Raw genomic sequence first — 19,074 nt, 5'->3', positions numbered from 1 at the left:
TCGGTTACCCGATCAACATATTTTCTTTTGGATAACGAATCGTCCGGTCTCGTTGCGTCGCGAACGTGAACAGAATCGTCAAGGAACCGACACGTCCGAGTAGCATCATGAACATGATCAAAAACTTACCAAAGCTATTAAGCTCAGCTGTTACGTTCAAAGAAAGACCAACTGTTCCAAATGCCGAAACGGTCTCAAAGAATAGACCAATAAAGGAAATATTCGGCTGGGTCAATGCCAGGAACGTCGTGATTAAAGCGATGAACAATAAACTGAAGACAGCAATCGCATATGCCTTTTGAATCGCTTGCGTCTGAACAGTCCGTCGCATCAGAACCGTTTCACGCTGTCCGCGTATATACGTCCAGACATTCTTCAAGATGACCGCTGCCGTCGTGACCTTGATCCCGGAACCTGTTGATGCGGAACCTGCCCCGATGTACATCAAAACCATCATCAAACCGATCGAGAGCGGCACCATCGTCGTTAAATCGATCGTCTGGAAACCAGCCGTTCGTGTCGTGACGACTTGAAAGAACACGATATGGAGCGCACTGAAGAACGATTCATCTTTTAATGAACCCAAGTTCGAAACCCACTCGTAGAGCATCATTGCTAAAACACCTAGTCCATTGATGACGAGTAGTGATAGCACCATCAATTTAGAATGGAGCGAAATTTTCTTGAAGTTTCGTTTACCAGCGATATCCGCGATGACCGTAAAACCAAGACCACCAATCATCAAGAGCGCTGCAATCGTCAGAATGAATGTCGTATCTTGTTGGAAACCGATTAGATTATCACCCCATAGTGCGAATCCTGCATTGTTGAAGGCAGATACGGCGTGGAACAAACCGTAATAGAGTGCTTTTCCGAAACTGTATTTGTATTGAATGAACAAATCAAGCGCAATCAAAAACATGCCGACGATCTCAACGAGGACCGTCGTGACGATGATGTTACGAACGAGACGAATCGTTCCGCCCGGACTATCGAGATTAAACATCTCTTGGATAATGATCCGCTGACGAATCCCGATTTTTCGTCCCGTGACGCTGAGCAAGACGAGCGCGATCGTCATGAATCCAAGTCCACCGACCTGAATTAAGAGCATCATGATGATTTGACCGAGTAAATTATAGGATTCGGCAATATTAATCGGTGACAGTCCTGTGACGGTTCCTGCCGATGTCGCAACGAATAGGCAATCGATGAATGATACATCTTGCCCCTCTTGCTGCGAGATCGGAAGCCACAATAAAAAACCACCCAGTAAAATCGTCAATGTAAAGCCCGTCGCGATAAAACGTGCCGGTTTATCGAACAGCTGATGATACATCAATTCACCTAAACGCCCGAAGCGTGCGAGTCGTGAACGTCTTTTATGCGAGAACATCTTACTCCCCCTAGATTGTTTTCAGACAGAATTGTCTTTATCATACTCCCTCGAATTAAGAAGTTCTATCGAAATATGCAATCGACTAAACGTTTTCGTATTTTTTTGGTAAACTAGATAAAAGTGGACGTGTAATCATTAAAGGAGGTTGAGGGAAACAGTGGACCCTAAGACGGCTGATCATTCGATTGAGGATGTCTGGCGAAGGCTGGAACGACAATCACAATGGATGCCTGCGCAATTGTATTATCAATTCGAGGAACTCTTATCATTACATTTGGAGCAACCGATTCTAAATGAATTGTATCAAGTGTTAAAAAAATACGACGTACTGACCGATATAGAGCGTGACGAACGAAACGAAAGCATTCAAATGCTAATCGACGAAAACGGCGCTTGATTCTCGGTTTTTGGATTTCCGAGCAGAAGAAGTGTCTTCTGCTCTTTTATTTTTCGTTCCTATACGGATTACATACAGAAAGGTGGCACACATCAATCATGGATATCGTGTCGATCATCGGGATCATTCTTGGTCTCATCACACTAGTCGGAGGTATGATCTTAAAAGGTGCGCCTCCCGTTGCTTTGCTTAACCCAGCAGCCCTCGTCATCATCTTCGTCGGGACAGCAGCTGCCATCATGATTTCCTTCCCGAAGGAACGATTGAAAGTCTTACCTGCCTTATTTAAAGTCATCTTATTCGAACAAAAGCTGATGACGAAACAAGTGTTGCTCGGACAATTTTTGACACTCTCGACACAAGCACGTAAAGAAGGTCTGTTATCTCTCGAGTCAGCACTTGAAGAAGTCGATAATGCCTTCATGAAGCGTGGCGTCATGATGGTCATCGATGGACAACCATCCGAATATGTCGAGGACGTCATGACACGTGATCTCGAAAACATGACGGAACGCCATCATGCAAATGCGAACATTTTCACGCAAGCCGGTACTTACGCACCAACGCTCGGAGTTCTCGGTGCCGTTGTCGGTCTCGTTGCCGCCTTATCCGATTTATCGGATATCGAAAAATTAGGTCACGCCATTTCAGGTGCCTTCATCGCAACACTATTCGGGATTTTCACCGGATACGTCCTGTGGTTCCCGTTCGCAACGAAGCTGAAGCAAAAATCAGCGAACGAGATTCAATTATACGAGATGATGATTGAAGGGATTCTCTCGATTCAAAACGGTGAATCACCGAAAAACTTAGAGGATAAGCTACTTGTGTACTTGACACCGAAGGAGCGTGCGAACTATGAAGCGGAAAAAGAAGCCGCATGACGAACATATCTCCGAAGGCTGGTTAATTCCGTACGCCGACTTATTGACCTTACTTCTGGCACTCTTCATCGTACTTTTTGCTTCGAGTAATGTCGATGCTGTGAAACTAAAAGCAATGTCCCAGTCGTTTAGCTCCGTCTTCAACGGTGGCTCAGGGATGATCACGAACAGCTCGCTCTCCACTCAAGAAGAAGAGGATTCAAAAAAACTCGATGCCCGGACGAAGGCGCAAAGCTATGAAATCGCAGAACTCGAAAAAATCAAAGAAGAAGCCAATCAATACATCAAAAATGAAAAACTTGAAAAAGACATCAAGGTTGAAATCACGAATGAAGGACTCGTCTTTACGATTCGCGACCGCGCACTATTCTCACCAGCTCAAGCAGAAGTAAGAGGACGCTCGCTTCAAATCGCAGAGGGGATGAGCGCACTGCTCGTCAAGGCAGGACAACGTCAGATTCAAGTCTCTGGCCATACAGACAACATTCCAATCAATACAGCACAGTATCCATCAAACTGGGAACTGAGTGCTGACCGGGCGATCAGTTTCATGCGCGCCTTACAACGGAACCCAAAGCTTGAACCAAAACGCTTCACCGTCAGCGGTTACGGTGAATTTCAACCAATCGCGTCCAATCAAACGGAAGCAGGTCGCAGTCAGAATCGACGCGTCGAAGTGTTAATTCGACCATTGATCGACTTAAAAGCCAATGTACTCGACGAGACAAAAGTCGAATCCTGAACGTAAAAAAGCTCCTTCGTGGTTGCCACGAAGGAGCTTTTTTTAATAATACGGACGAATCATGATATAGACGATGACACCGGTCAAACTGACGTATAACCAAAGCGGCATCGTAAAGCGTGTCCACTTTTTATGCTTCTCGAAGTTTTGATTCACAGCGTGCGCGAGTGACATCAAGACAAGTGGAACGATGACTGCAGCTAGAATGATGTGCGTAATCAGGATGAAGAAATAGACAGGGCGAACGAAACCTTCGCCTCCGAATTTCGTCGATTCACTGACGGCGTGATACGTGACGTACGAAATCAAGAACAGTGTCGTCGTCGTCATCGCACCACCAATGAAGCGACGATGGTTCACCCGGTTGCCACGACGAATGGAAATCCAAGCGCCGAGCAACAGCATGAAGGTAAAACTATTGAAGATGGCATTCAAAAAAGGAAGCAACGTCCAATCGAATCCTGAATCGACTTGTACAGGTGGCGCAAAGAATAAGAGCGCCACGAGCAAGTTGATGACAAGCGTCAGCAAGATGACGAGCGGAACGAAATTCCGTTTAGTAGCAGGTTGTTGCATGAATCATTCTCCTTGTTTCCAGTCGAAATAACGTTTCAACCATTTTGGGATCGGACCAGCGAATAGACGTTCACGCCAGTAGACATCAGCAGCACGCTGAACAGCAGCACCACGAATTGGGTACGGGTGGACGACACGCGACAATTGACCGACCTTATCTTTACGTGCCATCGCATAGACGACTTCTTGCATCCACTCACCGGCTTGTTCTCCGATTGCATGTGCTCCAATCAGTTTTCCACGTTTATCGGCGATAAGCTTGACGCGCCCTTCCGTCTGACCGTTGATGACGAAACGATCGACTTCATCGAGACCGGTCTGATAGACCTTGATCTCACCATGTTTCTTGCGTGCCTCGTCTTCCGTCAATCCGAGATGGAACAATTCAGGCGTCGTGAATGTGACCCACGGAACCGCCCGATAATCCGGCTTCGTCCGTAGACCGAATAAAGCATTCGTGACGACCGTTTTTCCTTCAAGTCCTGCGACATGCGTAAATGGGAGCGAGTTGATCGTATCTCCGACCGCAAAGATGTGTCGCTGACTTGTCCGAAGTGAACTATCGACTTGGACGAATCCTTTTTCGACGTGTACGCCAGCTCGGTCGAGACGTAGTGCTTCGATACGTGGCTTACGACCGACCGCGACAAGCACGGCATCCGTTTCGATGACATGTGATTCGCCGTTCGCTTCGACCGTCACTTCGATGCCCCCCGCCGACTTGCGGACGTGCGTGACCTTCGTATCGAGATGTAATGTCAATTCTTGTTCAAGCTGACGTTGAATGACTTCGACCATATCACGGTCTTCTTTTCCGAGTAGTGTCTTCATGCCTTCGATGACTGTGACTTCCGTTCCGAGATGCGCGTACGCTTGCGACAACTCAAGACCAATCGCACCACCACCGATGACGAGCAGACGCTCCGGACGCTCCGTCAATTCGAAGATCGTCTCGTTCGTTAAATAATCAATCGTATCAAGTCCATCAATCGGTGGAATGATTGGTTGAGATCCAGTCGAGATCGCAAACTTCTCACCTACGACAAGCTGTCCCGCCACTTCCACTTCATGGGCACTGAGGAATGTCGCTTCTCCGATATAGACATCGACGCCAAGGTCCTCAAATCGTTTTGTGCCATCATGTGATTGAATGATATTACGCGCCCGGTCGACGCTTGCCTTCGTTTTGGAATAGACCGCGTCTCCGTTCAGCGTCACGTTGTATTTTTCAGCCGTTCGCTTCATGACATGGACATCGTGCGCCGCTTCGATCAAAGCCTTTGAAGGAACGCAACCATAATGGAGACAATCTCCGCCTAGGTGCGTATGCCGTTCGATCAGGGCGACGTGCGCGCCAAGACTCGCTGCACCAGCAGCAATCGTCATTCCGGCTGCACCACCACCGATGACGACTAATTGATAGTTCTTCATCGTGATCCCTCCTCGTAGCGACGCGTAATGTCTTCCATTCGTTTACGGTTGACGCCCCAGTCGGAGTACCCGACACGTGATGCCGAACGGAAATGAATCACCTGTGCAGCTTCATCGAAGTAAAATTCGACGTCATCCTTGAAGCGAAAGACTTTACTCGTGAAGATGGCGTGGATGTATGTCCCTTCCTCCTTGACGACTTTGACGCGGTCGAGGCTTTGTAGGATACGTAAGAGTTGGAACTTCGAATCTGCAAGCGTTCCTTTGAACGGGAGCGGACGCATTTTCATATCCTGTAGATCGGTTTGAGTAGATACCGCGTTCGGTTTTCCGGAGAGCGGTTGAAGCGTACCATTTGAAACACCAAGTGCCATGACTGATTCCTCCGTTTCCTATCATCTGATCCATTTCGTACTATAATCCACTTAACTTTACCAGTTTCTGTTTCACTCTGCCCGTCTCAGTGTTTACGCTTTCGTGACAGGTAGCAGAATCGTCGCGATGACGCCGCCTTCCGGCTGATTATCAATGAATAGCTTGCCTTCATGTGCTTCGACGAGTTCTCGGCAAATCGATAGTCCGAGCCCTGTTCCACCCTTTCCTTTTTGCACTTGGTAGAACTTTTCTGTGACGTGACGTAAGTGCTCTTTCGGAATCCCGGGACCTTCATCACTGAAGGATAGGAACAACACACGCTCTGAACGAACGAGGCGAATGGTGATCGTGCCACCGACTGGAGAAAAGCGGATCGCATTATCAAGCAGGTTCAAGAAGACTTGTTTCAATCGATTTTCGTCGTATAGACCGACGACTTGCGCCGGTAACTTCTGTACGATCTGGACATTTTTTTCTTCCAGCTTTTGACGAAGTTGCGCTGTTACGGTCTCGATGATTTCCGTCAAGTTGACTTCTTGACGGTATAAGACGAGGCGACTCGTCTCGAGTTTCGAGAAATCGAGTAACTGCTCAACGAGCGAAATCAAACGCTCCGTCTCCGAATGAATGATGCCCATCCCAAGCGACGCCTCTTCCGGCAACTGATCCTGTTCGACGAGTAACGTTTCACTCCAGCCTTTGATCGATGTCAGCGGTGTCCGTAATTCATGGGAAATACCAGAAATGAATTCATCTTTCAATGTTTCCTGCTGTTTGATCTGTTGCCCCATATAATTGATCGTCCGCGCTAGTTCTCCAAGCTCGAACGAGTATTCCTCGTTCACCTTGACGTCGTAATGCTGTTTCGCGATTTGGTCCGATGCACCGATGACTTCTTGAATCGGTCGGACGATCGACGAGACGAGACGTGAGGAATAGATGAAGGCAAGTCCCCAAATAACTGTACCCAGGAGGACGATCGCTAAACAAATTTCGATCACACGTCGATCGATTCGCTCAAGCGACGTCGTATAACGAAGCGCTCCTGTCGTCTGACCAAACGATACGACAGGTTCTGTTACTTCCAGTAAATGTTCTCCCGTCGCTTCATCGTCATATCGTTTCGTGACGGTCTGTCCCGCCCTTACTTGATTGACCGCTGCTCGCGTCAACTTACGTTCCGAGATGAATCCGGTCGAAGAGTAACGCGGAATCCCTGTCGCATCCAACACTTCGATCTCGGCGTCCGGATAAGCGTAAGAATCGAGTACATCATGAATCGTCGCTTCTGAATCGGCGTAATCATAAGCAAGGCCGCTATTCGCAAATAAGACAGCACTCGCATTCGCATGACGTTTCAAGACATCTGTCGCCGTCACGTAGTAATAGTTATAGGTCACGAACGAAAGGATCCCGATGACGAGTAAGACTGTCACCGTGATGATCGTCATGAACCGCATCAATATCTGGCGCTTCATTCTTCGTTACGCCACTTGTATCCATGTCCCCACAATGTCTCGATGAACTTCGGTTCCGCTGGATTCTCTTCGATTTTTTGACGAAGACGGCGAATGTTGACATCGACCGTCTTCCGATCACCAAAGTAATTCTCACCCCATACCGCATCGAGTAACTCATCTCGCGACATGACTTGATCTTCGTTTTTGATGAAGTGGCAAAGTAAATCGTATTCAGTTGGTGTCACTTCGACGTCAACACCTTCTTTTTGGACGCGCTTCGCCCCTAAATCAATCCGGAACGGTCCAGAGACGAGTTCACGTGGCTGTTTTCTGCGGCGTAACGTCTCTACCCGTCGTAACAGTGACTGGATGCGCGCAAGAAGCTCTGCTGGACTGAACGGCTTCGCGATGTAATCGTCCGCGCCTACGCTTAGTCCCATGACTTTATCCTCTTCTCGTGTCCGTGCCGTCAGCATGATGATCCCGACGACTTCATCCTTTGCCCGCGCCTGTTCACAGACGGCAAAACCGTCGACTTCCGGCATCATGATATCGAGTAACAGAATATCGAAGGTTTGTTGATCAAATTGCGCAAGCGCTTCTTTCCCATTTTCCGCCTCGATGACATCATAGCCTGCCCGTTTCAAGTTAATGACGATGAAACTACGAATCGCATGTTCATCTTCGGCTACTAGTATTTTGGTCATTCTTTTCTCCCCCTGATTCTTTATTCCACGAGTGTGACACGATTGACGAACACTTCATAGTCCTTCGTCGCATCAATCACATAGACATAATCGATACCTTCTTTGATTTTTCGCTTTTGATCACTCGCAATGTATTGATTCTTCGGAATGACCTCTAATTCGAAATCAATCTGCTTCGTTTCTCGATTGATGAACCGAACACGATTTTCGCGTTTTTCGATCGTTTCACGCGTCGCCCAGTTGGCAGGGAACCGCATGACGAAATTGTATTCTTGATCGATGTACTGCTCTTCTCGCAGTTCGAACCCACTCTCGAGAAATGGTGGATTATCTGATCCATTCCATGTGTAGTATGCCGTGATGCGTGGTTTTGGTTCACCCTCACGCCCTTTACTGCCTTCTGGCGTGTATTGATGACCAAACTCGACGATTCCGTCTTGATCGACATCTTTCGGGAAGGTATACATCGGTTCGACGATCTCATCGACCTGACCGAAACGGACCTGTTCCAACGTATCGTTCGCTAAGCGGAATAATGCGATGTGCATTTTTGCATCTCGTGTATACGAGACGATCAAGCCTTTATTCCGAGCGGCATTGATCGTATCGACTTCAAATAAATCATGTTCTGCGAATAAATCGCCATCCTGCGTCGAAAGCGTCGTCTCTTGGTGCTCTTTCGACAGGATGTCTTTATAATAGATCAAACGAGACGGACTGCCCTTTTGCAGAAGCACCATATCCCGCTCTCGATCTTGATTCAAATCAGCTACCGACAGACGATCGTATCGATCGACTTTCGTGACGTCTCGTTGCTTCGATAGTAACTGTTCAATGATGTATAACGTATTTTCACCATAACTGGTAATACCGATGACCAGGTGGTTTTGTTTATGTCGTGCGTCAGTTATGACTTCGAGTCGATCGATGGCTCGACCGTCAGCTACCGTCTGTCGCGCCACGAGTCGCCATTTTTCGCCTTGTCGTTCATGGACGAGAAGATGAATCGTGAAGCGCCCGTCCTGCTCACTACGGTAGAAGGTGATTGCTTCATCTTTACCGTTTCGATCTAAGTCGACGAGTTCGTATAGGCGGGATACCGCTTGATTTCGTGGCGCCACGATCTCTGCCTGTTTCGGCAAATCGCGGTCAATCCGTTCTTTCAACGACTGCTCCCATGCCGGAAGGGACGGATGTTCGAGTAAAGAGGCGGGATGCGGAAACATCGTACTGCATCCTGCTAATAATAGACTTGATATGATCATGAAGAGATATTTCATAAAGTTGGAATCCTTTCCGTACGGGCTCTGTTTCCACTTTATCATACTCTCTTCGAGGAGAGTATATTGTCGAACGGGGGACAAGTTGTTACGATATACAGATAATTGAAAGGGGTTTGAATGTATGACGTATAAAATGATTGTTCTCGATTTAGATGATACTTTGTTGACAAGTGACCATACGATTTCACCACGTACGAAAGAAGCTTTACTCGCTGTGCAGCGTCGCGGGAAGAAAGTCGTCCTCGCTAGCGGTCGTCCGACATTTGCCATGCTCGACCTCGCAAAAGAGCTGGAACTCGCACGCTACGGAAGTTACATCCTAAGCTTCAATGGCGCTTCCATCATTGATTGTAAAACGAACGAATCGCTCTTCCTCAGCACGCTTTCCCCGGAGACGGTCCACCGCCTCGACGATTTGAGTAAACGGGAGGGTGTCTACATCCACACGTATGTCGGACATGAGATCCTGACAGAGGAACCGAATGAATATACGACGCTCGAAGGACAACTGACAGGCATGGAGGTCATCCCTGTCGCTGATTTTAAGGCAGCGATTCAAACACCTGTCGTCAAGTGTTTAATGATGGCAGAAGAGACGCACCTCGCGCGCGTCGAACAGACGCTTCAGCAGGAACTTGCGGGTGAACTCGCGGTAGCTCGCTCGAAGCCATTTTTCCTTGAATTCACAGAAGATGGTGTCACAAAAGGAACAAGCCTTGCCTTACTGTCTGAAAAACTGGGAATCGCTCAAGAAGAAGTCATTGCTTGTGGAGACGGCAACAACGATCTATCGATGATCGAATGGGCAGGTCTTGGCGTCGCGATGGCGAATGCAGCCGATACCGTCAAAGAAAAGGCACAGTATATGACCGCTTCGAACGATGAAGATGGTGTTGCTCTCGTCGTCGAAAAGTTCATGATGGATGAGGAGCCGGCTATCTCAAGCCGCTAAGTAACTCCAAAAAGAATGACGCGTCTTTTCACGCCCTTTCCTCAGGCGAGACACAAGCCAATTTTCCTGCTTCATTCAAGCAGGAAAACGGGTCTTGTTTGTCTCTGACAGCGCAAAATTGCGCTTTTTCCTGTAGGAGTTGCGTGTGACGCGTCTTTTTTTATACCTGGAAGAAGGATCAGAGAAGCATTTTGTTCACTCGACATCGCTTCCTGGGGAAAAACAAGCAAGAGCGACCCTGCAGCGAAGCGGCGCGATGCTTGTCCCTGGAAAACGATTCGAGACGAACAAAAAGGCGCAATCCTTCTCGTTAAGAGAAAAACTGCGCTTTGTCTTCAGTCTCAGGCTGACTTTTGAGTCAGCCTTTTTTGATTTACGACAAACACCAGTCGATCGGCTCTCTTCCCTGCTCTTTCAGCCAAGCATTCGTTTGCGAATATGGCTTACTACCGAAAAATCCACGACTTGCGGATAAAGGACTCGGATGGACGGCTTCAAGAACAAGATGACGATCCGTATCGATCAGCGCTTTTTTACTCTTCGCATGATTTCCCCAGAGGATGAATACGATCGGTTGTGTCTGTGTTCCTAATACTTCGATGACCCGATCCGTGAACGGCGCCCAGCCTTTTTTAGCATGGGATCCCGCTTTCCCCTCCTCAACCGTAAGCGACGTATTGAGTAAGAATACTCCTTGCTGGGACCATGCTTCGAGATTTCCGGAGGTCGGAGCCGGACAACCGATATCCGTGACGAGTTCCTTATACATGTTTCGAAGGGACGGAGGAATCGGCACTCCGTCATGCACGGAAAAGCTGAGTCCATTCGCCTGACGTGGACCATGGTAGGGATCTTGCCCTAGGATGACGCACCGGACATCTTCTGGCGCGACTGCATCGAACGCATGAAAAATCCGCTCTTTCGGAGGGTAGACGGTCGTCGTTTGATAGGCTTCCTTCAAAAAAGCCCACAGTTCTTGAAAATAGGGTTTTTCCTTTTCTTCTTTTAACACGGTTTGCCAAGATGGATGCACGTGAATCCGCTCCTTTTTCAGTCTCAAGTCGCTGTTCGTCCGTCTTGATTCTGCTATGATGGATGATGAGGTGGAAAACTATGATTCAGACAAAACAATTATTCGGACTACCATTCGTCGATGCGACACCTTCGCAATGGTATACCCATATTAAAACAATCTTACACGACCGTGGAAAAGCCTTTCTTGTCACGGCGAATCCCGAGCTCGTGTTGCGTGCATTACGCGAACCTTCTTACGATGCCATCTTACGACGGGCGACGTTCATCACACCAGACGGGATCGGTGTGACGGCTGCCAGTAAACGGATGGGAGCACCGCTCACTGCGACATTGCCGGGAATCGAGACGGCACGTGAACTATTGCGGACGGCAGACGCACTCGAGAAGCGTGTCTTTTTACTCGGTGGACGTCCGGAAGTCATGAAATCGTTGATCCGTCAGTTATCGATTCGTTTTCCGAACATCCACTTCGTTGGAACGTTTCATGGTTTTGGAAAGACAGAAGAAGCAACGCAAGCCATTACAGAAGCAGACGCTGATCTTGTTCTCGTCGCACTCGGTGCGCCAAAACAGGAAGAATGGATCGCTTCCATCTATGATCAAGTCGATCACGGCATCTTTATCGGTGTCGGTGGTGCGTTCGACGTCTGGTCCGGACACAGTAAGCGCGCGCCTAAATTATTCCGTCGCTTCAAGCTAGAGTGGCTCTATCGTATCTCGACGCATCCTCGTGGATTCGAGAAACTCAAGGATTTGTTACTTTTCCTGACGCTTGTGCTTCGTAAAAAATCAACGCTCTCTTGAGCGCACACAAAAAGGGCTGACTTAAAAAATGATGCGTCCTTTCACGCCCTTTCCTCAGGCGAGACACAAGCAAGAGCGACCCTGCAACGAAGTGAAGCGGCGCGATACTTGTCCCAGGAAAACGATGCGAGATGAACAAAAAAGCGCAATCTTTCTCGTTAAGAGAAAAATTACGCTTTGTCTTCAGTCTCAAGGCTCCCGACACGGCGGGAGCCTTTTTTTACACTTATCTTATGCGTTGACAGTCGAGAATGAACGACCGAGTTCTTTTGCTTTAGCGATTGCTGCTTCTTTGATCTCTTCTGCTTTTTCTGGGTTCATTGCCATACCTTCGATGAAGAGTGCATCGTAGTCTGTTACACCAGTGAAAGCAAGTGCTTGACGGAGGTAGTCATCACCGAAGTTGAGACCAGATCCTGTGTAGACGCCACCTGTTGCTTGGATGTGGAGTGCTTTTTTGCCTTCCATCAAGCCTTTTGGACCTTCTGCAGTGTAAGCGAATGTTTTACCTGCAAGAAGAACGCTGTCGATGTACATTTTGAGACGTGCTGGGAAAGAGAAGTTCCACATTGGTGTGACGAAGACATACTCATCTGCTTCCATGTATTGCTCGAGATGTTTTGTCATCGTACCGACTTTTGCGATCTCTACTTCTGTTAACTCTTCGCCTGTTGCGAATTTGCCCCATGCGCTAAGAACATCTGTATCGATTTCTTGGACTGTTTCGTTATATAGATCAAGAACTTCTACTTCAGCTGAAGGATTCGCCGCTTTGTAGCTTTCGAGGAATGCTTCACCGACTTGAAGGCTGAAAGAGTGTTCTGTAGCTTTCGGGTTAACAGTTACATAAAGTAATTTAGTCATTATTATTTCTCCCTTTTATTTAAAGTAAATTCTGTAACTAAACATACCAACCACCTTTTCGTTTGTCAATCAGTTTGACTTCCAAACGAATAAAAAAAGCTCAAGTCCGTGACCTGAGCTTTCTTGATCTTATGAGTGCTAATTCTTACACATTTTCGAGTGGCGTATAATGTTCGGCTCGTAAACCGATTCGTTTCAACTGATCAATCAACTGTTCCTTTTCAGAAACCGACAAATCCTTAAATAAGTCTGCTAAAAAGGCTTCATGTTTCGGGAATGTCTCTTCCATTAGTTCACGTCCCGCTTCCGTTAGGGTTCCAAACGTGACACGACGATCCGTCGCACATGATTTTCGCGCGATCAACCCACGCTTTTCAAGTTTATCCACGACATACGTCACACTTCCGCTCGTTAATAGAATCTTATCGCCAATTTGTTGTAGAGGCGTGTCCCCTTTGTGGTACAGCAATTCCAGAACTCCGAATTCCGATAAATTCAACTGATGTGTTTTGATGTCTGCCTTCACTTGCTCCGTCACCGCATGCATCGTCCGAGATAGAACAACGAGCATTTTTAATGCCAGCTTCGAGTCTGTCGATTCCATTTTACGTTCGCCCCTCTTTGTGTTGTATCGTCACAATCATAGACTTCTTTATCTAACTGGTCAATTCTTGCTGAATTTTTGCAATCGATCCACTGCGTAAAAATAGTTCTTGCCGTGAAACGCGTTTCATAGCCTATCGTCTTGATATACACTAAAAAGGAGGTAATCATCATGTCGATTCATACACGGTTAACGCAACTGTTTAAACGAAATGTTGCTTTTGAGTGGGCCATCGAACAATTGCATACACCAGCAGGATATTATTTGTGTCAGCACACGTTGGTCGATCAATACCCTGATTTGTCTCCTCAAGAAAAAATAAGACTGCTCTCAAAGATCAATGAATTGGCTGAGCAGACAGCTCCATTCTCGGCTCCCGTCTCCCGACAGGATTGGCGCCGACTTGAACGACGATTATCTCGTAAGATGTAATCCAGGAGGGATGCGCGATGACGAACATCCGAGACTTGGCACGTGAAGCCAACGTGTCCGTTACGACAGTCTCACGTGTACTAAATGATCATCCTTACGTTGCTAACGAGAAGCGACAAGCTGTCCGAGAAGCCATCGAAAAACTCGGATATATCCGTAATCAGACTGCCGTTCATCTATCGACGGGTATGACAAAAACGGTCGGAGTCATGCTCCCGTTCGTTGATCATCCGTATCACGCTGCCATTCTTCAGGGCATCGCGCAAGCTGCCTTTGACGCGAGCTATCGGTTCTTGACGTGGCAAACGAATTATGTGGAAACGCATGAGCAACTGGCACTGGATGCGCTGGCGCAACAGGAAATCGACGCACTCATCGTCGTGTCGCACAGTCTTCCCTTATCAGCGATTTTATCGTATGAACGTTATGGACCGATCGTCTTTTGTGAACATCATGAAGATGTCGCTGCCGTCTATATCGATCACTATACGGCCTTTCAACAAGGACTTGCACATCTGCGACAACAGGGACATACGAGCATCGGCATCTGTCTCGGACGACCGGACAGTACGAATAGCTTGGCGCGTAAACACGCGTATCAAGAGGTCGTACGTGACGAATTCGTCTATGAACAGACCTTGACGATTGAAGACGGTGCGACCGTCGCAAGACGCTGGATGCAACAAAAACAACGACCGACCGCTATCTTGACCGCAAGTGATCACGTGGCAGCGGGTCTGATCTTGGAACTCCGAAAACAAGGCTATCAGGTTCCTGGAGACCTGTCTGTCATTGGTTTTGATGGAAGTGAACTCGCTGAAGTCTTAGCGATGACGACGATCGCGATCCCTTATGCCACGATCGGGCGACATGCTTTTCAATTAACCGTCCGCGAAGATCTCGTTGCTCGTCCACAAATCGAAGTACCTTCGGCGTTCATTGCTGGAACGACCGTTCTTCCTCATACCTGAATCCATATAAAAAAGCGACGAGTTCATCGATTTGAATTCGTCGCTTCATTTCGTTTACAGAGTTCCTGCCGCTACATAACGTGATCCCCAGTAGCCGCCACGGAACGATTCTTTGACGACTCTTCCATAATACGAGTTCGCATTGATCATCGTACCGCCATCGACAGCGATTCCAACGTGTTGAATTCCACTTCCATGTGTAAAGAAGACGAGATCCCCAGCGCCAGGTGCCGTACGTTTTGTTGCTGAGTATTGAGCCGCTGCCGTACGTGGGAGTGATTTTCCTAGTGCTTGATAGACGTAACGTGTAAATCCAGAGCAATCAAAGCTAACTGGACCCGTCGCACCAAAAACATAAGGACGTCCTTTGAGACCTTCTGCTACCGAAACGATTGTTGATCCTGTTTTACTAAGACCTTTCGTCGCTTTAGCGTTATATGCTTTCGTGTATGTAGAGGCGATGTATGCTGATTTTCCTTGATGACGAATTTGATACCATTCTTTGACCTGACCTACGACGGTTACAGCTTGTCCAAGTTTCAATTGCCCGACTCGTTTACTTGATACAGCAGCTTTTGCACGAATATTCAGCACATCCACTGACACCACTACTTTTTTACTTGTTGCAGCTTGCGTTGATGCTGGGACGAGTGTCCAACTACTGATGAGTAACGTTAAGGTTAACAAAACACGAGTGACAGCTTTCATCGATTCATTCTCCTCTTATGTATGAAGGTATTGTACGTCTGAATTGTCAGATAATTTCTGTATTTATCCTATCATGTTCCAGATTTTCATCATATTACAGTTCTTTAACGCGCATTCTTTTTCGTAATACTTTTGTAACAAAATAAAAAAACAGGTTGTAGAACGGCTTAGGATAGCCATTTCTACATACCTGTCAGTTTGAGTCACTTAATCATTTTTTCAAGAATCAATTGACTTCTTTTTACGGAAACGTGCTAAGAATTCATAGACGATCGGCACGATAAGGAGTGTCAACAACGTCGAACTTGTCAGTCCACCGATGACCGTCACACCTAACCCTTTTGAAATCAATGCGCCACCTTCGAGTCCAAGCGCAAGTGGTGCAAGTGCGCCAATCGTCGCAAGCGCCGTCATCAAGATTGGACGTAAACGTGTACCTGCTGCATCGAGTAGTGCTTCACGCGTCGGTAACCCTTCCGCTTCTTTATGAATGACACGGTCGATCAAGACGATCGCATTCGTCACGACGATTCCGATCAACATCAAAGCACCAATCAAGGATGATACAGAAATCGTCTCTCCTGTAATCAACAGGGCAACCAGTCCACCGATGATGGCGAATGGAAGTGAGAACAAGATGACGAGTGGTGTCAATGCTCCTCCAAACGTAATGACGAGGACAAGATAGACGATCGCTACAGCTGCTGCCATTGCTAGACCAAGTTGTGTGAACGACTCTTGGATCTGCTCTGTGACTCCACCTTGCTCATACGAGACGCCTGTCGGACGATCAATGTTTTTAACGGACTTTTCAATCGCTTGAGAAGCCTCTGTTGCTTTATCCGTTTTTAGTTCTGCTGTAACGGTAGCGACGAGTTTTCCATCACGTTCGTTGAGCGAATCAGGAGTCGTTCCTTTCTTCACTTCAACGAAATCGGACAATTTGCGAACGCCAAGCGGTGTCACGACATCCGTCTCTTCCAAATCTTGAACGGAATCGTATGTCGTTTGTTCGTTTGGAACGATGACATCGAGTTCCTTCCCATCTACCTTAATAGTAGAAAGTGGTTTTTCTTCTCCTTGGACATTAGCAATGCCTTGCGCAAGTTGTGCTGTTGAAACGCCGAATTCAGCCGCTTTTTGCTGATCGACTTCGAACGTATATTGCGTATACGCTTCTTTTAAATCTTTCGTTACTTTTCGAACATACTTCGATTCACCTTCGATCGCATCAACGAATTTCGGTGTTACTGCTTCTAAATCTTCAATATTATTCGCAAAGATCGAGTACGAGACGCCTGACGAAGCTGCGCCACCACTAAAGTCTTGCTCTTTCCATTCTCCTGTCGGAATGTCAGCATTCAGCTGTTTGATGGCTGTCTGTTTAACATCTGCGAAATCTTCCGTGTCTGGATCGTATTGGACGATGAAGACCCCTTGTTTCGTATTCCCTGGATTCAATGGATTTTCTCCACCGACGGTAAACTGAAGATTATCGATATTTTTTTGTTTGTTGAAATAATCTTCTGCTTGATCAGCTGCTTTTAACGAATCATCCAACGTTTGACCTGGTTTTGGATTGTACGTGACGTAGAGTGTCTTTTCTCCTTCTTGATTCAAGAAGTTGACACCAATCGTTGGTACGAGAGCAAAACTACCGATCAACAGCAAGACTGAAAGACCAAAGACGATGAGTTTATGGTTGAGAGACCAATTCAGCATACGGCGATACCCATTCGCCAACTTTCCGCCCTCTTCTTTTTCCGGTTTTGGTGCTTTACCACGCTTAAAGAGCGAATCCGCGAACATCGGAACGACCGTAACCGCAACGATCAAGGACGCGAACAGTGCAAAGACGACTGTCAAAGCGAATGGTAAGAAGAGCTCACCAACGAATCCCGTAACGAATCCGAGTGGCAAGAAGACAGCGATCGTAACGACTGTCGACGAAGCGATTGGAATGAAGACCTCTCGTGTTGCACTGATGATCAGTTCTTTTCCTTTTAATTTTTCCGTCGGATCCGTTAAACGGCGATAAATATTTTCGATGACGACGATGGAATCATCAACGACTCGACCAATCGCGACCGTCATCGCTCCGAGTGTCATGATATTCAAGGAAATATCCATCTGCTTCAGCACAAGAATTGCCATTAGAAGCGATAACGGAATCGAAATAACAGCGATGATCGTTGATTTGATGTTTCGCAAGAACAGCAATATGATGACGATTGCAAATAACGCACCAATCAATGCTTTACTGATCATCGTCGAAACGGATTCCTCAATTGGTTTTCCTTGATCAAGTGTCACAGATGCCTTGACCGAACCGTTTTCTTTTTCAAAGTCTTTGATCGTCTGCTTCACTGCATTGACGACATCGACCGTATTCGCATCTTGCGACTTCGTCACTTGAACACCGATCGATCGTTCACCATTCGAACGCGAGATCGATTCCTCGATCCCTTTATCTTCAATCGTCGCGACTTGCGACAACGTGACAGTTGGTACTTGCGTTGGCGCCGTCTGTGTTGCCTGACTTGACGCCGCACCTGTCGCTGGTGTCGTTTGAGATGCCGCAGGAGCTGACGATGGAGCTTGTCCTGCTTGTCCTGCTTGTCCTGCTTGTCCTGCTTGTCCTGCTTGTCCTGCTTGTCCTGCTTGTCCTGCTTGTCCTGCTTCAGGAGTATTCGATGCTGGTGGTGTATAGGGAAGACGAAGATCTTTTAATTCCTTGACCGTCGTTGCTTTTCCATCTAATACGACCGCTTGTTCTTTATCTCCTAACTCGTACAAGCCAAGCGCTAAACGTGAATCATTAGCTTGAATCAATTGTTTCGCATTCTCTTCGGTTAGACCGTAACGTTCGAGTTTTTTCTCATCGAAACGAATTTCGATCCGGCGAATCTCTTGACCCGCGACTTGAACCGTCTGCGCTCCTTCAATTCCTTCAAGCTTCGGTTGAAGTTCGTTTTCAACGAGTTTCGTCAACTCAGACAGGGAACGTTCCTTATCCGAAACGGCAAAACCGATGACCGGGAATGCATCAAAGGAAATCCGTGATACTTGTGGTTCCTGAACACCTTCCGGTAATTCGACGTTTGAAAGAGCTTCTTTTACTTTTTGCTCGGCTTCTTCCATATCCGTACTGAAGTTATAGTCGATTTGTAGGTTCGATGCATTTTGGAAGGACGTCGAACGTACAGTATCGACTCCTGATAAATTTTCGACCTTACTTTCAAGTTCTCGACTGACTTCATCTAGAACTTGTTCTGGTGTAGCACCTGGATAAATCGTCGTCACCGACACGGTCGGTGTCGTGATGTCTGGCAATGTCTCGAGCTTCATCGATGTTCCCGCATAAATACCGGCAACCGTGATGATGATCGTCATGAGCCAGAGGGCAAACTTATTGTTCACCGAAAACTGGATGATCTTTTTCATCGTATG

At 47.1% G+C, this 19,074-nt stretch carries 19 protein-coding genes; 7 read left to right on the top strand and 12 right to left on the bottom strand.

Annotated features, from left to right (window positions below; translation table 11 throughout):
* Window positions 1-4: 4 nt before the first annotated feature.
* Window positions 5-1,396, bottom strand: a complete 1,392-nt coding sequence (locus tag KNQ18_RS14025) for a TrkH family potassium uptake protein (RefSeq protein WP_035395598.1) — start codon at window positions 1,394-1,396, stop codon at window positions 5-7.
* A gap of 160 nt (window positions 1,397-1,556) precedes the next feature.
* Between KNQ18_RS14025 and KNQ18_RS14020 the strand changes: the two genes are divergently transcribed.
* The 3 genes from KNQ18_RS14020 (at window position 1,557) to motB (ending at window position 3,422) form a co-directional block, all read left to right on the top strand.
* Window positions 1,557-1,796, top strand: coding sequence for a hypothetical protein (locus KNQ18_RS14020; RefSeq protein ID WP_023469697.1), 240 nt, complete (start codon window positions 1,557-1,559; stop codon window positions 1,794-1,796).
* Between the two features lie 98 nt (window positions 1,797-1,894).
* Window positions 1,895-2,680 (top strand): flagellar motor stator protein MotA, encoded by a 786-nt coding sequence (gene motA / locus KNQ18_RS14015; protein ID WP_029342903.1) that lies wholly within the window; start codon window positions 1,895-1,897, stop codon window positions 2,678-2,680.
* A complete protein-coding gene (motB, locus tag KNQ18_RS14010; RefSeq protein WP_029342904.1) occupies window positions 2,655-3,422 on the top strand; it encodes a flagellar motor protein MotB in 768 nt (255 codons plus the stop codon). The genes motA and motB overlap by 26 nt, the downstream gene beginning before the upstream one ends.
* Window positions 3,423-3,464: 42 nt before the next feature.
* Here the strand turns inward: motB and KNQ18_RS14005 are convergent, their stop codons facing one another.
* From KNQ18_RS14005 to KNQ18_RS13980, 6 genes are all read right to left on the bottom strand, one after another.
* The gene (locus KNQ18_RS14005) at window positions 3,465-3,998 is read right to left on the bottom strand and encodes a DUF420 domain-containing protein (RefSeq protein WP_023469700.1); all 534 of its coding nucleotides are present in this window, start codon (window positions 3,996-3,998) and stop codon (window positions 3,465-3,467) included.
* A 3-nt stretch (window positions 3,999-4,001) separates the two neighbouring features.
* Window positions 4,002-5,429: a dihydrolipoyl dehydrogenase family protein gene (locus KNQ18_RS14000; RefSeq protein ID WP_215085216.1), complete on the bottom strand. Its 1,428-nt coding sequence runs from the start codon at window positions 5,427-5,429 to the stop codon at window positions 4,002-4,004.
* Entirely contained in the window at window positions 5,426-5,803 is a 378-nt protein-coding gene (locus KNQ18_RS13995; protein ID WP_050678428.1) for a DUF1499 domain-containing protein, read from the bottom strand. The genes KNQ18_RS14000 and KNQ18_RS13995 overlap by 4 nt, the downstream gene beginning before the upstream one ends.
* A gap of 93 nt (window positions 5,804-5,896) precedes the next feature.
* Window positions 5,897-7,282, bottom strand: a complete 1,386-nt coding sequence (locus KNQ18_RS13990) for a sensor histidine kinase (protein WP_035395592.1) — start codon at window positions 7,280-7,282, stop codon at window positions 5,897-5,899.
* Window positions 7,279-7,971, bottom strand: a complete 693-nt coding sequence (locus KNQ18_RS13985; protein WP_023469704.1) for a response regulator transcription factor — start codon at window positions 7,969-7,971, stop codon at window positions 7,279-7,281. The genes KNQ18_RS13990 and KNQ18_RS13985 overlap by 4 nt, the downstream gene beginning before the upstream one ends.
* Before the next feature lie 20 nt (window positions 7,972-7,991).
* A complete protein-coding gene (locus KNQ18_RS13980; protein WP_251133428.1) occupies window positions 7,992-9,197 on the bottom strand; it encodes a hypothetical protein in 1,206 nt (401 codons plus the stop codon).
* 178 nt (window positions 9,198-9,375) lie between these two features.
* On the opposite strand from KNQ18_RS13980, the gene KNQ18_RS13975 reads away from it, so the two are divergent.
* The gene (locus KNQ18_RS13975) at window positions 9,376-10,206 is read left to right on the top strand and encodes a Cof-type HAD-IIB family hydrolase (protein WP_215085212.1); all 831 of its coding nucleotides are present in this window, start codon (window positions 9,376-9,378) and stop codon (window positions 10,204-10,206) included.
* Between the two features lie 373 nt (window positions 10,207-10,579).
* Here KNQ18_RS13975 and KNQ18_RS13970 read toward each other — a convergent pair whose 3' ends face one another.
* Entirely contained in the window at window positions 10,580-11,239 is a 660-nt protein-coding gene (locus KNQ18_RS13970; protein WP_215085210.1) for a uracil-DNA glycosylase, read from the bottom strand.
* Between the two features lie 80 nt (window positions 11,240-11,319).
* Between KNQ18_RS13970 and KNQ18_RS13965 the strand changes: the two genes are divergently transcribed.
* Entirely contained in the window at window positions 11,320-12,045 is a 726-nt protein-coding gene (locus KNQ18_RS13965; RefSeq protein WP_149428012.1) for a WecB/TagA/CpsF family glycosyltransferase, read from the top strand.
* Window positions 12,046-12,276: 231 nt separating this feature from the next.
* Here the strand turns inward: KNQ18_RS13965 and KNQ18_RS13960 are convergent, their stop codons facing one another.
* Complete coding sequence (locus KNQ18_RS13960) at window positions 12,277-12,909, bottom strand: NAD(P)H-dependent oxidoreductase (RefSeq protein WP_023469709.1); 633 nt, start codon at window positions 12,907-12,909, stop codon at window positions 12,277-12,279.
* A 145-nt stretch (window positions 12,910-13,054) separates the two neighbouring features.
* Window positions 13,055-13,513: a MarR family winged helix-turn-helix transcriptional regulator gene (locus KNQ18_RS13955; RefSeq protein ID WP_029342913.1), complete on the bottom strand. Its 459-nt coding sequence runs from the start codon at window positions 13,511-13,513 to the stop codon at window positions 13,055-13,057.
* Between the two features lie 171 nt (window positions 13,514-13,684).
* Between KNQ18_RS13955 and KNQ18_RS13950 the strand changes: the two genes are divergently transcribed.
* Both KNQ18_RS13950 and KNQ18_RS13945 read left to right on the top strand, forming a co-directional pair.
* Window positions 13,685-13,945: a hypothetical protein gene (locus tag KNQ18_RS13950; RefSeq protein WP_023469711.1), complete on the top strand. Its 261-nt coding sequence runs from the start codon at window positions 13,685-13,687 to the stop codon at window positions 13,943-13,945.
* A gap of 17 nt (window positions 13,946-13,962) precedes the next feature.
* Window positions 13,963-14,916, top strand: a complete 954-nt coding sequence (locus tag KNQ18_RS13945; protein ID WP_064300693.1) for a LacI family DNA-binding transcriptional regulator — start codon at window positions 13,963-13,965, stop codon at window positions 14,914-14,916.
* A gap of 54 nt (window positions 14,917-14,970) precedes the next feature.
* Here KNQ18_RS13945 and KNQ18_RS13940 read toward each other — a convergent pair whose 3' ends face one another.
* Both KNQ18_RS13940 and KNQ18_RS13935 read right to left on the bottom strand, forming a co-directional pair.
* Entirely contained in the window at window positions 14,971-15,624 is a 654-nt protein-coding gene (locus KNQ18_RS13940) for a C40 family peptidase (protein ID WP_050678422.1), read from the bottom strand.
* Between the two features lie 219 nt (window positions 15,625-15,843).
* Window positions 15,844-19,068: an efflux RND transporter permease subunit gene (locus KNQ18_RS13935; protein WP_215085208.1), complete on the bottom strand. Its 3,225-nt coding sequence runs from the start codon at window positions 19,066-19,068 to the stop codon at window positions 15,844-15,846.
* Window positions 19,069-19,074: the final 6 nt, after the last annotated feature.

The organism is Exiguobacterium sp. s78 (assembly GCF_018618985.1).
GTDB lineage: Bacteria > Bacillota > Bacilli > Exiguobacteriales > Exiguobacteriaceae > Exiguobacterium_A > Exiguobacterium_A abrahamii.
The sequence above is the reverse complement of the archived record's forward strand: the minus strand, read 5'-3'. Positions and strand labels throughout refer to the sequence as shown.

Coding starts and splice junctions, on each gene's coding strand:
- KNQ18_RS14025 (WP_035395598.1), bottom strand. CDS start 1,396: ATGTTCTCGCATAAAAGACGTTCACGACTCGCACGCTTCGGGCGTTTA.
- motA (WP_029342903.1), top strand. CDS start 1,895: ATGGATATCGTGTCGATCATCGGGATCATTCTTGGTCTCATCACACTA.
- motB (WP_029342904.1), top strand. CDS start 2,655: ATGAAGCGGAAAAAGAAGCCGCATGACGAACATATCTCCGAAGGCTGG.
- KNQ18_RS14005 (WP_023469700.1), bottom strand. CDS start 3,998: ATGCAACAACCTGCTACTAAACGGAATTTCGTTCCGCTCGTCATCTTG.
- KNQ18_RS14000 (WP_215085216.1), bottom strand. CDS start 5,429: ATGAAGAACTATCAATTAGTCGTCATCGGTGGTGGTGCAGCCGGAATG.
- KNQ18_RS13995 (WP_050678428.1), bottom strand. CDS start 5,803: ATGGCACTTGGTGTTTCAAATGGTACGCTTCAACCGCTCTCCGGAAAA.
- KNQ18_RS13990 (WP_035395592.1), bottom strand. CDS start 7,282: ATGAAGCGCCAGATATTGATGCGGTTCATGACGATCATCACGGTGACA.
- KNQ18_RS13985 (WP_023469704.1), bottom strand. CDS start 7,971: ATGACCAAAATACTAGTAGCCGAAGATGAACATGCGATTCGTAGTTTC.
- KNQ18_RS13980 (WP_251133428.1), bottom strand. CDS start 9,197: ATGTTTCCGCATCCCGCCTCTTTACTCGAACATCCGTCCCTTCCGGCA.
- KNQ18_RS13975 (WP_215085212.1), top strand. CDS start 9,376: ATGACGTATAAAATGATTGTTCTCGATTTAGATGATACTTTGTTGACA.
- KNQ18_RS13965 (WP_149428012.1), top strand. CDS start 11,320: ATGATTCAGACAAAACAATTATTCGGACTACCATTCGTCGATGCGACA.
- KNQ18_RS13960 (WP_023469709.1), bottom strand. CDS start 12,909: ATGACTAAATTACTTTATGTAACTGTTAACCCGAAAGCTACAGAACAC.
- KNQ18_RS13955 (WP_029342913.1), bottom strand. CDS start 13,513: ATGGAATCGACAGACTCGAAGCTGGCATTAAAAATGCTCGTTGTTCTA.
- KNQ18_RS13950 (WP_023469711.1), top strand. CDS start 13,685: ATGTCGATTCATACACGGTTAACGCAACTGTTTAAACGAAATGTTGCT.
- KNQ18_RS13945 (WP_064300693.1), top strand. CDS start 13,963: ATGACGAACATCCGAGACTTGGCACGTGAAGCCAACGTGTCCGTTACG.
- KNQ18_RS13940 (WP_050678422.1), bottom strand. CDS start 15,624: ATGAAAGCTGTCACTCGTGTTTTGTTAACCTTAACGTTACTCATCAGT.
- KNQ18_RS13935 (WP_215085208.1), bottom strand. CDS start 19,068: ATGAAAAAGATCATCCAGTTTTCGGTGAACAATAAGTTTGCCCTCTGG.